The following is a 12,754-nucleotide window of genomic DNA, read 5'->3' as shown; positions in this document are numbered from 1 at the left end:
GATTAGAAAAGGTATTTTCATGGTTAATACCAGTTAGATAATTTAAAAACCTTTTGAACTTCTTAACAAGTTTGAGAGGTTTTAAAATTAACTAAGAAGATAAATAACTGAATAAATGTTCTCTTATTAAGATTCCCAACAATTCTAAGGACTCCCATTTTCTACAAAAGTCTTTTCAATCAAATTCAACTTTCCACCCTCGCTCCAATTCTTCTCCATAGTCCCCTATTTATTATAAAAATTCTTTTGTCCCATAAAATTGAGGTTTAATCCGAATACAATAAGTAGCTGTAGTTTTTTAGTGAAACGTATGTAAATACTTTTAGTTTGTGAATGGTACAAGAAAGGTATGAATAGGAATAGATATGTATGTTAGAAAACCAAGATTAAAGAATCATAATGAAACTAACGATTTGAGGGATTAGCGTGACAACGGAGAATAAATTCATTAATAAATCCTATTATGAAGCGATCATAGATGAAAACAAACATGGCCATCCTATCAGGGTACTGGGTGAGATGTATACGGAGGAAATGCAAAAACCACGGCCAAATTTATCTTTTATTCGCTTTGCACAAGGGGAAGTTTATTTCCTGAATAATGATTATGAAGCAGCAATTTACAAATGGGAACATCCTTTAGAGGAGGAATTCATCCCATGGGCACAGAAAAACATAGCGGATGCACACTTAGAAATGGGATTATTGAAGGATGCAGAAAAATTTTATAAGCAGGTTGATTCTACATCACTTGTATTGCAATCGGAAATCCTCTTGCAACTGTTTTCGTTGTATCTACAACAGGATGATCAAGAAAAGGCTGTTGATACAATTAAGGATGCTGTTGAGCTTAATCCGGATTATTCCGATGTAACGGAAATAGCCCAAAACTATTTAGAGGAAATAAATGATTGGGATAATGCGGTTGAACTAGCGATTGGTGAGGCAATAAGAACGAAGTCACTTTCTTGGTTTGATGTTTTAGCAGGCTATGTCAAGCAAGGTAGAACGTCTAACTATAAACCAACCTATTTTAACGAAGTGCTAGTGACTTTACTGCAACTGGATCAGAATCGATTTGAGCGTTTTACGGAAGTATTGGGGAACAGCTATAGCCAAAGCGATTTTTATATTGAGTGGCTAGAATTGATTAACCGGCTACTTTGGAATAATAGCAATGAAAATTCGTATGATTGGGAGAGACTCCCCATCGTATTTAAAGAGGCATATTACGAATTAATTGGTGGAAAGTTTCTAATCAAGGACATTTCAGGATTAATGCAGCGCCACTTACCAAACTGGTTAAACGTTTCTTCTGAATCGGATCTTTTCATTCCCGCTACTGCCACCCTTGCATGGAATGAAACGTTTCCTTCCCAACTGGATGCAGTATTGATTCGTGAAGCGGAATCCCACTTTGAAAATGCAAATCCGAATCAAGATGGTAGAAAAGATGGTATAGAGTTATTTGATTCCATCAAGATATGGGCAGAAGGAGAAGGTTTGGCAGATGATTTGTCTCAAATGACAAAGCCAATGGTAGAGGAATCCAATATTAATGTGGCAAGTCCGTCAAAAATCAGGGATTTGGTTAAAGACTCGATCGGTTTTCTGCTGGAACAAAGAGTAGCATTGGAAAATGCTGAACAGGAAAAAATAATTCGAAATGAAGGGTTACTCACAAACCTGCATGATGCCCATCAGCAGATAAGTGAAATGGAGAAAGAGATGACGAATGACATAACGGATTCGTTTCGTATAGTAAAAGAATCTACCATGCAACAGGTTATTCGTGAGCTGCCTAAACGATTACAAAATTGTTCTGAACTTGTTCGGGAAGACAGTGACTTTTCAAAGCTCCATGTAGACCTAAATGAAGAAATGAATAGACAGATTGCCGATTATCTCAAAAGTTTTGTCTTGAATGATCTGAATCGTACTGTTCGGAAGTGGATCGAGGATTGCAAAAAGGGCTTCCAAGACAGTCAAATTACGTGTAATGAACTAAGCGAGAATATGAATCAAAACGATGATGAGAACATTGTATTACAGGGTGATTTTAAGGTGCTAGATGATTGGCAGCGGGACCTAGAACGGATATCCCGTGGCTTGCTACGTCTAGAAAATGTAAATGTTTTGTTACGTAATACTCCTTCCCAATTATTTTTGAAAGGGGCGGGAAAACTATCAGGGTCTATTTTTAAAAATAATGAAATTCTCTATAGTAAATACAAAAACTACATTGAAAATGCAGATTATAGTCAAATAGCAAACGATATCATCACCCCGTTCGTGCAACAATTGGAATTGTTCGAAGGGTCAATAGAGTGGGACGTTAGCAGGTTTTTCCAAGATCCACTAGATGAACTAGGGCGTAAAATGGATGAAGTACAGGTGAATATTGAAAGGCATGAGGATTCGTTAAATAAATTGCGTGATAAACCTGAAATCTATCGTGATCCACTCATTTTGTTCGAGCTAAGACTTCGGCAGTATGAGTTGATGAATACGATAAGTTGAATCTGATTGGTAAATTGCATAAAGCCTTTTGTCCGACTTAAGGACGAAAGGCTTTTTATTGTTATGAAGGATGATTAAGTTTCTTGCCAATGGTTGTGCCAATTATAAAAGTGCCAACCTTTTTATCTAATAATCACGTAATCTCTATCCTATCACCTTTATGAACATCCTCTGTTCCAGCATCCAACGCAGTTTTGTAATAGAAACATTTATGTTCAATAAGTTCCATTGTCTTTTTTAATTCTTCCATCTGTGCTTCTACTGTAGCTTTCCTTTCTAAAAACATATCATATCTTTGTTGCAATGAGGTATCCCCTTCTGAACACCAATCAATAAAATTCTTTATTTCCTTAATTGGCATCCCGGTTGCTTTTAAACATTCAATGACTTTTAACGCCTCAATATCCGACTCTTTAAATACTCTTGTACCACTATCTGTACGTTCTACAAATGGCAGCAGTCCTTCTTTGTCATAGTATCGTAACGTGTAGACGGTAAGATCCAACGCTTTTGCAACCTGGCTAATGGAATATTTTTTCATCTTGTATCTTCCTCCTAAAGGTATAAACCTCGAGTTAACTTGAAGTTTGAAGCGAATTTTACCATGGCCGATGAGGGTTGTCAAAACTCCTTATGAATCTATCATAGTAAAAATTGAGTTTTCTACTTGACCTAGAGTTAACTCTAAACATTAACATGTGTTCAAAGAGAATAATCGATAAATGAAAATATCTTTTAACTAAGCAATTCATTTGTCTAAAAAAGCATGTTCTCTTAAAAAATACGTCATAGGAGGAATTTATATGGTAATTGCTAAAGCAAGAGCTGTTGACGGACCGGATAAATCATTCCGATCAGCTGAAATTCAACGACGTGAGTTAGATTCAAAGGATATTTTAATCGAGATAAAATATGCAGGGATATGTCATTCAGATATTCATACTGCAAAAGCTGAGTGGGGAGAAGTAAACTACCCACTTGTTCCTGGACATGAGATTGCAGGTATTGTGACAGGTGTTGGCCCTGAAGTAACCAAATACAAAGAAGGCGATCGCGTTGGTGTAGGTTGCATGGTCGATTCTTGTGGTGAATGTGAGAATTGCCGTAAAGGTGAGGAACAATACTGTTTAAAAGGGAATGTCCCAACATACAATGGCGTTGATAAATACGGTGAGCCAACACAAGGTGGCTATTCTACCCATATCGTTGTTACAGAGGATTTCGTATTAAGCATTCCAGATGATATTGAATTGGATGCTGCAGCACCGTTACTTTGTGCAGGTATTACGACGTTTTCTCCATTAAACCACTGGAATGCTGGACCTGGAAAGAAAGTCGCTGTCGTTGGCATGGGAGGCCTTGGGCACGTGGCTGTTAAAATTGCGCATGCGATGGGTGCAGACGTTACCGTGTTGTCACGGACGTTAAATAAAAAGGAAGATGGATTAGAGTTTGGAGCGAGTGCATATCATGCCACAAGTGACCCAGCTACATTTGAGAAACTAGCTGGAACATTTGACCTGATTATTAATACAGTAAGTGCAAAGATCGATGTAGATGCATTTCTCTCCTTGTTAACATTAGATGGTACGCTTGTGAATGTTGGTGCGCCAGCAGAACCATTGTCAGTAAATGCATTTTCGTTAATTGGTCGTCGTCGTTCGTATGCAGGATCGTTAATTGGAGGTATTCGGGAAACACAGGAAATGCTAAATTTCTGTGCAGAACATAACATTGCTCCTAATATTGAGGTCATCTCTGCAGATCAAATTGATGAAGCGTATGAACGCGTTTTGGGATCCGATGTGAAGTATCGATTTGTCATTGACATCAGTACTATGTAATGAAGTAAATGATTTGTTAATAAAATAGAGTGTCTTTAAAGCATTGCTTTTTAGACACTCCATTTTAATTTATCACTGATCAATTTTGTACCAGTCACCTATGACCGTGATTTGTAGATTATCGATAACCTTGTTCTTCTTATTCATGTTTGGACTTAGTAAAATAGCTTCTTTTTGAAACATTTTATTTATTTTTGACCTTGAAATGCCAAAGATTTCTGCGAGTAATTTATCTATTCGCAGACCAAAATCATATTTATAGCAAAGTCTGATCGTGACTTCCTCGGATAGTGAATCCGGTTTATCTTTTCTTAACTCGTAACGGATATCTGTATTCACATTGTTACATAGCTTTCTTAGTTTATTGATTTGAAAGGCATAGTACCAGATTGTCTCTCGATCATTATTCATAAACTTTTGAATGAGCATAGCGTCAATTTTACTAATATTTACCCTCGATAAAATCGGGTAATTCCAAGTTCCTTCACAATGTATACAGCTATAAATAAGCCAAATATCAACTAGTTTCTGATTCGCATTTACCCTAAACTTCTCACTACAATAAAATTCTGTGTTCATTTTACACTTACTGCAGTTTCGATTTATATGAGGTGTTTCCTGAGCAATGATCTCATACGTAAATAGATTAGTTAAATCCATAAAGTGGTTCCTCCTATTTTGCAGAGGAACGCAAAAAACGATTGAATGGAGAAAATTTCCCACTAAAAAAGCGGAATACCTTATAGGTACCCCGCTGGAATTGAAATACAACTGAATATCCTGCGCTCCCTGTAATGGTTAAAAATAGGCACACTTCTCCCGTCGTTGAACAACAGTGTTCAAAAATAGAAATGTACTATGCTGCTACGAAACCATTACAAGTATGTTGGCAAACCAATTCCACCTTCCGTACTTCTCCTGTATGTGTAGTATACCAGTTTTATCCTTTAAATCAATATTGTTTAATTACTCCATTGGTATTCTATCAAACATATTTGTCGCATAGCTTCATAGAGGAATGGAAAAACAACCAAAACTAATAATATGTTTGTTTACAATTGTTTTATACGTTCACGAATATGTATTTTACTTCTGGATATAATAATTAATGATTATATATAAATCGTTAATTAGTAAAAATAGACATTTCGTTAACTATAAGCTATAATGGAGGTGGAAGAGGGTGAAGATGATGACCACAACAATATTCGAAGAAACTGAAAAAGATATTGAAAACGCTTATAAGTTACAAAGTAAGTCAAAGATGGAAAAAGAGACAAGCTATGTGTTGAGCCAAATTATCGTCATCATGTTAGGAACTTTTAAGGATCGCCTAAAGGAAATCACCTTTGATACTTTCTACCTTCATTTCAATGAGCAATATATTTTATCGGATAAAAACCGTCTGGCGTTATTAGATTGGTTAAAAAGGTTAATGATTCTTAGTTCGCCAATTAGTGATTTAGAGTTTGGAAAACTTAAGTTGGATTTAGAGGATTGGTATTACAAAATTAGTGGTCAAGCTATTGAATTTGAATATCGAGAGGACTACTTGATTAAACCAAAACAAGCAGCAGAACTTCTAGGTGTATCTAACGTAACATTGAATAAATATATGAAACAGGGATTTGAACATATAGATACGTCTTCTCATAATAAGATTCCGATACATGCGGTAGAACTCTGGAAAGACCCCGTGTATTGCATTAAAATGCAATATCTTTTTCAAGAGAAGAAGCGATTACGTCAAACTCCTGAAGAACGGTTGAGTGAAGTTTACGAAGAATTGATGCACTATAAGAAAAAATACAAAACTCCTTACTTTGAAAACGCCTTTAAAGGAGTAGATATTGATGCAATGGATGATCCATCTGATTACTATGAATGGCGTGATCTTCTTGAAGAGGAAGAGGAGTTAACCATTCAAGTTATAGGAGAGAAGGATTTTGACTAGAGATACTGAAAAAACCCTTCTTCCCGCTGACATCCCAGAGATACTAGGGAAATATGGTGACTTGTTATGTAATTATCCTCAATTGCCACCAAATGATTCGATATATGGTAAATATAAGCGAACGAATAAAAAGTTATCTGTATTATTTCCACTGATTGAGCACCCTGTTCATGGAAAGACTGGATTACATGCAACAGAAAAATATCAAGAGGGCGTTGTTATAGAGTACCATTACCAATGGAAAATTATTGTCCCAAAAATGGGCAAGCTATATCATCATATTTCGGCTTGGGAAAATGAATCACATGATGCGCCAGGAACCCCAGAGAAATACAGGATTAAATCAGAACCTCACCACCATCATCATGTACCCGGTGACAGGAAGCAGCGAAAGGAAAACTGGGACATTTTAACTTTAGATGAAGCTTTTTCATTTGTAGCCTATTACCTACGTAGCGGTGAAGAGTATAAGCTGTAGAGAACACCAAACCTCTTTTTACCTACATAGCACTTACTTCAACTGGGAATAGGGTTGGAATCCTCCAATAACATTAGAAATTATAAAATGATTGTAGATCATATAAAAAATTCGGCATTCACTATTAAGGGCGAATGCCGAATTTTTTATTCTAGCTATGCAGTGAGCATCATAATTAAGGTGTTTGCAAAAAACTACCGCAACTTAGTACGGGAGGTAATGGCACCCCAACAAACCGCCCCTATTACTACTTAACCGTACCCGCATCCGCCGCATGAACGCCATGACGGTAAAACTCCTTATACTCAGGCTTCATTGGTCTTTGACCACGGATAATATCTGCTGCTTTCTCTGCCAGCATTAACACTGGTGCGTGGATATTTCCGTTTGTTGTATGTGGCATAGCAGATGCATCAACAACCCGTACATTTTCCAGGCCATGGACTTTCATGGTTTCTGGATCTACAACTGCCATCGGGTCGGAAGCTGGACCCATTTTTGCCGTACAAGATGGGTGAAGTGCTGTTTCTGCATCTTTCTTAACCCATTCTAGAATTTCCTCATCCGTTTGAACAGATGGCCCAGGTGAAATTTCACCGGTGCTGTATGGTGCTAATGCTGGTTGCGATAGGATGTCCCGAGTAACGCGTATTGCTTCAATCCATTCTTGTCGATCCTCTTCGGTAGATAGATAGTTACATACAATACTTGGGTACTCGAAAGGGTTACGTGAACGGATTTTCAGGCTACCTCTGGAGTTGGAGTACATCGGTCCAACGTGTACCTGGAAGCCGTGATCAGTATCTGCTTTTTGCCCATCATATCGAACCGCAAGCGGTAGGAAATGGAACATAAGATTTGGATAATCAACTTCATCATTTGAACGGACGAATGCGCCACCTTCGAAATGGTTTGATGCCGCGGGTCCTTTACGTCCAAGTAACCATTGCAAGCCAATCCACGGCATTTTCGCTTTATTTAAGCTAGGCTGCATGGATACTGGCTGTGGACAAGCGTGCTGAATATATACTTCAAGATGATCCTCTAGATTTTCGCCTACACCTGGCAAATGAAGCACCGGATCAATACCAAGTGAACGTAAATGCTCTTCGTCACCCACACCAGACAGTTGTAATAATTGCGGCGTGTTGAATGCTCCTCCAGAAAGAATGACTTCGCCTGCGTTAACCGTATAGGTTTTTCCATTTTGTTGATAGGTTACACCTTGTGCTTTTTTGCCATCAAAATTGATACTCGTAACAAAAGCACGTGTTTCTACGGTAAGGTTTTTGCGCTTCATTGCAGGACGTAAATATGCTCGTGACGCAGAAACGCGTCTGCCGTTGTGCACTTGACTGTCAAATGGACCAAAGCCTTCCTGGCGAAAACCGTTTACATCTGGTGTTTTGGAGTATCCAGCCTCAACACCGGCATCGAAAAAGGCTTGAAATAAAGGATTCGTTGCTGGTCCACGCTTTAATTTAACAGGACCATGATGCCCACGATATTCATCATCTGGATCTGCACCAAAGGTTGTTTCCAGTCGTTTAAAATATGGTAGACAATGTGCATAATCCCAGTTTTCCATACCTTCTTCGGCGCCCCATTTATCATAGTCCATCGGGTTACCACGTTGATAGATCATGCCATTAATTGAACTTGATCCTCCAAGTACCTTCCCGCGTGCATGCGCAACACGACGTCCATCCATATAAGGTTCAGGGTCGGTAGAATAGATCCAGTCATAGAGTTTGTTGCCTGATGGAAACATCAACGCTGCTGGCATTTGAATAAATAAATCCCAAAAATAATCATTACGGCCAGCTTCTAGAACAAGCACACTTTTATTTTTATCTATACTTAGACGGTTACCGAGTACAGAACCTGCACTACCACCGCCAACAATTACATAATCGTATGTTTTATTCATTTAAATTACCTCCTTGAGAATGGTTACTGCTTGCAAGGAAGATGAAGTCATTTACCCTAAAATATTGTGCTGAACGAATCTAACACTCCAGTTCATCTTCTTGTTTTTATTATTTTATTTAGTTTGTTAAATATATTTTTAACGTATCAAACAATATTAATATAACACGTTATGGATAACTTGTAAAACATCGGCTAGTTTTTTAGGTAAAACAAGGTATACCGTGCTATAAACGTAATATAGCTCCAAGCCTTATTGGAAAAAGGCTTGGAGCTATTGATTGTGTTTACTTAAACCAGTTAACCGGTTCAGGTCGCTTGTTACGATAAATATGCTTCACTTCGGTATATTCATCCATGCCTTCTCGACCAAGTTCACGGCCAATACCTGATTGCTTGTAACCGCCCCACGGTGCTTGTGCAAAGTAAGGGTGGAAGTCATTAATCCACACGGTACCCATTCGTAAGCGCGCTGCAACAAATTCTGCTTTACTCAAATCTTCTGTCCAGACGGCTCCAGCTAAGCCATAAATCGTATCGTTCGCCAACTTGACAGCTTCCTCTTTCGTTTTGAACGTTTCTATTGTCAATACCGGGCCGAATACTTCTTCCTGAACAATTCGCATATCGTTTGTACAGTTTGTAAAAATGGTAGGTAAATAGAAAAAGCCGTTCTGTAATGAAGGACCATCCGGGCGTTTTCCGCCTACAGCTAGCTTAGCTCCTTCGTTCTTACCGATTTCCACATAGTTTTCCACCTTTGCGCGGTGTTCTGCCGAAATCATCGGGCCACTTTCTGTATTTTCGTCAAAACCATTGCCTAGTTTGATACGTTTTGTGCGTTCAACAAGTGCTTCAACAAATTCATCGTGGATGCTTTCTTCAACTAACAGTCTAGAACCTGCAGAACAAACTTGACCTGCATGGAAAAATACAGCATTTAACGCCTGATCAACCGCTGTTTCAACGTCAGCATCGGCAAAAACGATATTCGGGTTCTTTCCGCCAAGCTCAAGTGCAATTTTTTTCACATTATGACTGGCTGCCTGCATGATGGTTTTACCGGTTTCAATGCCACCGGTGAATGAAATTAAATCAACTTCATTACTAGTAGCAAGTTCAGCACCAACAGATGCCCCGGAACCAAGTACTAAGTTGGCTACACCCTTTGGTACGCCAACCTCTTCAATTAGTTTAAAGACTTTAACGGTTGTTAAAGGTGTGATCTCACTCGGTTTCATCACAATGGTGTTACCTGCTGCTAAAGCCGGTGCAATTTTCCATGCCGCCTGCAATAAAGGATAATTCCAAGGTGTGATTTGGCCGCAGACACCAACCGGTTCGCGAACCACTTTACTTTCACTGTTTGGGATTGGCGAGGCAATGACTTCACCACCATCTTTATCGGCTAATCCACCGAAGTAAAAGAACACGTTCGCGATGTCAGCCATATCAGCACGGCTTTCTTCGACTGTTTTACCTGTATCCAATGTTTCTAATTTAGCTAGTTCTTCCAAGTCACGCTTGATTAAAGTGCCTATTTTGTAAACCAGCTCACCACGTTCACTAGCAGGTAAAGTGCTCCAGCCGCCTTTATCAAATGCTAACCTTGCTGCTTGAATAGCTGCTCGCGTATCTTCCGCATTTCCTTCTGCAGCGGTCGCGATGACTTCTTGATTGTACGGGTTAATGATTTCACGTGTTTCCCCAGATTTGGCGTTAACCCACTCACCATTTATATACATTCTTTGTAAGCTCACATTCTCACTCCTTTATGGAATTATGTTAAATTTGTTAAATAAAAATTAAATATTGTTAATGGTTTTATCCTAACAGTATGTTTCATCACTTGTCAAACAAGACTCCGTTTAGGTAGTACTACCTGAAATTCAAGGTGGGTTTGAAGAGAGCGGACACACAGTTCCTTATTTGTGAATAATAGGGGTGAATCCGGTTGTTCGCGGACTGAGGATCCCTTATTTAGGTGAAAGTAGGTGGAAATTGTACATTGCATACTGAATAAGGAATCCTGTGTCCTTTAATCTTCAAAAACACACTCAAAATGCAAAATAAGAGATTCTCTGTCCGTTACTGTATATAAAAAGGCATAACAGCACCATAGCAAGACAAAATGAACCGTTTCAATTTGACAAAACGAAATCTTTCGTTAACCTATTAGGTAGAGTAAAAACATTCAAAAAAAATTAAATGAATTTATTTTATTTAATAAAAAGGGGGACGTAATTAGATTGAAGAGCACTTCTGGCAAAGGTGTATGTTTTTACTAAATGTTTGCCACTATAAAAAATAGAAAGGGTTTGACAATCAATGAATTTCCGTAGAATTACGCAATTAATATTATTTACAATACTTCTCTTTGGACTAGCAGCTTGCGGTTCAACTAGTGAAAGTGAAGAATCAGGTAGTGCAACCGGTGACTCAAGTGAAAGCAAAGGGACAATCACGATTGGTCAGATTAATTGGCCAGAAAATATTGCAGTTACAAATTTGTGGAAGGCCATTTTAGAAGATAAAGGCTATAGTGTAGAGTTTAAGCTTCTGGACATGGGTCCTCAGATGGCTGCTTTGGCTTCAGGAGATTTGGATGTGGCACCGGAAATTTGGTTGCCTGTACAGGATAAGACTTACTATGAACAGTATAAAGACGAAGTTAATTTTTTCGAAAATCCGTGGTATGAAAATGGGAAGGTTGGATTGGCCGTTCCAACGTATATGGAAAATGTAAACAGCATTAAGGATTTAAATGAATACAAAGAGAAATTTAACGGCGAAATAATTGGCTTTGAATCTGGCGCAGGAACAATGCTAGTAACACAAGATGTAATTAAGGAATACGGTCTTGATTATGAATTGGTAGCGAGCAGTACTGCAGCAATGATCGCATCCATTAAGGATGCGGTGAAAAATAAGGAACCAATCGTTGCACCGCTATGGAAACCACATTATATCTTTTCTGAAGTGGACTTAAAATTCTTAGAAGATCCGAAGAAAACCTTTGGTGGAGTAGAAAAAATCTATATGGCAACTCGTGATGGATTTGCCGAAGACAATGAAAAAGTGAGTAAGTGGTTGAAAAACTTTAAACTAAGCGACAAGCAACTTGGTGAATTAATGATTAGTATTAAAGATAATAGAGACAACCCGCTTAAAGGCGCGCAAAAATGGGTGGAAGAAAATCAAGATTTAGTTGAAAAATGGATGAAGTAAGATAGTGAAAAGAGACGGTACTCGATAGGAGAATCGTCTCTTTTTCTTCAAGAATGAAACTTTTTTGCTAGGAATTTTATAGGAAAACTATTGCTGAACTTGAGTTGCATCTTCGTATTATTAACTATAAAATGAAAGAAACATTTAATTTATTATTAATCAATTTAACAATGAAAATGTTCTTATTTACCACAAAAAAGAGGTGCCACAATGGAAGGAAAGCAAAACAATTTTACGAATGAAAAAGCCAAAGAAAAAATTGACCAAGCTGAAGGTATGATGGTAAATACGATTTCAGAGACGATGGACCTTTATGGTATTACCCCTTCAGTTGGACGTCTATACGCAACCATGTATTTTAAGCATCAACCAATTACCCTGGATGAAATGAAAGATGCACTCGGGATGAGTAAACCAAGCATGAGTACATCGGTTAGAAAACTTCAGGAAATTAATATTGTTCAGAAGGTATGGCAAAAGGGTTCCAGAAAAGATACCTTCATGGCAGAAAAAAACTTTTTCAATTATTTCTCACAGTTCTTTGGTACGAAATGGGAACGGGAAGTAAGTATGTTTATGGTTAGTATTAAGAAGTCTCAAGAACAACTCAAAGAGGTAATGGAAGATAGTGAAACAGATGAAACATTACGAGAAAAAGCTAAGTTGCATTATCAACAGCTCGATGAAGCCTTAGTCTATTATCGTTGGTTGGATAAGCTTACGAAGCTTACTAAGTCAGGTGAGATATATGATTATATACCTGTGGAAGATGCTGGGAAGAGAGGTTAGTTAGAATAAGGA

At 38.1% G+C, this 12,754-nt stretch carries 10 protein-coding genes; 6 read left to right on the top strand and 4 right to left on the bottom strand.

The features are described from left to right. Window positions 1-426 precede the first annotated feature (426 nt). Entirely contained in the window at window positions 427-2,520 is a 2,094-nt protein-coding gene (locus tag ACY9Z2_RS03110; RefSeq protein WP_463608136.1) for a tetratricopeptide repeat protein, read from the top strand. A 133-nt stretch (window positions 2,521-2,653) separates the two neighbouring features. Here the strand turns inward: ACY9Z2_RS03110 and ACY9Z2_RS03105 are convergent, their stop codons facing one another. Beyond that, window positions 2,654-3,061, bottom strand: a complete 408-nt coding sequence (locus ACY9Z2_RS03105; protein WP_463608135.1) for a MerR family transcriptional regulator — start codon at window positions 3,059-3,061, stop codon at window positions 2,654-2,656. A 262-nt stretch (window positions 3,062-3,323) separates the two neighbouring features. On the opposite strand from ACY9Z2_RS03105, the gene ACY9Z2_RS03100 reads away from it, so the two are divergent. Beyond that, entirely contained in the window at window positions 3,324-4,364 is a 1,041-nt protein-coding gene (locus ACY9Z2_RS03100) for an NAD(P)-dependent alcohol dehydrogenase (RefSeq protein ID WP_463608134.1), read from the top strand. Between the two features lie 72 nt (window positions 4,365-4,436). Here ACY9Z2_RS03100 and ACY9Z2_RS03095 read toward each other — a convergent pair whose 3' ends face one another. Beyond that, a complete protein-coding gene (locus ACY9Z2_RS03095; protein WP_463608133.1) occupies window positions 4,437-5,024 on the bottom strand; it encodes a DUF1062 domain-containing protein in 588 nt (195 codons plus the stop codon). 532 nt (window positions 5,025-5,556) lie between these two features. Between ACY9Z2_RS03095 and ACY9Z2_RS03090 the strand changes: the two genes are divergently transcribed. Then, window positions 5,557-6,318: a MerR family transcriptional regulator gene (locus ACY9Z2_RS03090; protein WP_463608132.1), complete on the top strand. Its 762-nt coding sequence runs from the start codon at window positions 5,557-5,559 to the stop codon at window positions 6,316-6,318. Beyond that, window positions 6,311-6,796 (top strand): hypothetical protein, encoded by a 486-nt coding sequence (locus tag ACY9Z2_RS03085; RefSeq protein WP_463608131.1) that lies wholly within the window; start codon window positions 6,311-6,313, stop codon window positions 6,794-6,796. Before ACY9Z2_RS03090 ends, ACY9Z2_RS03085 begins: the two co-directional genes overlap by 8 nt. A gap of 247 nt (window positions 6,797-7,043) precedes the next feature. Here the strand turns inward: ACY9Z2_RS03085 and betA are convergent, their stop codons facing one another. Further along, window positions 7,044-8,726 carry a choline dehydrogenase gene (betA, locus tag ACY9Z2_RS03080; protein WP_463608130.1) on the bottom strand — a complete coding sequence of 561 codons (1,683 nt, stop codon included), beginning with the start codon at window positions 8,724-8,726 and terminating at the stop codon, window positions 7,044-7,046. A gap of 286 nt (window positions 8,727-9,012) precedes the next feature. Continuing rightward, complete coding sequence (gene betB, locus ACY9Z2_RS03075) at window positions 9,013-10,470, bottom strand: betaine-aldehyde dehydrogenase (RefSeq protein WP_463608277.1); 1,458 nt, start codon at window positions 10,468-10,470, stop codon at window positions 9,013-9,015. Between the two features lie 583 nt (window positions 10,471-11,053). Here betB and ACY9Z2_RS03070 point away from each other — a divergent pair. Both ACY9Z2_RS03070 and cudC read left to right on the top strand, forming a co-directional pair. Further along, a complete protein-coding gene (locus ACY9Z2_RS03070; RefSeq protein WP_463608129.1) occupies window positions 11,054-11,953 on the top strand; it encodes a glycine betaine ABC transporter substrate-binding protein in 900 nt (299 codons plus the stop codon). 210 nt (window positions 11,954-12,163) lie between these two features. Then, window positions 12,164-12,742, top strand: coding sequence for a choline uptake/conversion transcriptional regulator CudC (gene cudC, locus ACY9Z2_RS03065; protein ID WP_463608128.1), 579 nt, complete (start codon window positions 12,164-12,166; stop codon window positions 12,740-12,742). The last annotated feature ends 12 nt before the right edge of the window (window positions 12,743-12,754 follow it).

The sequence above is a fragment of the Virgibacillus sp. GM2-2 genome, from assembly GCF_055329585.1.
Note: the sequence above shows the minus strand (reverse complement) of the source record. Positions and strands in the feature narration are given on the sequence as shown.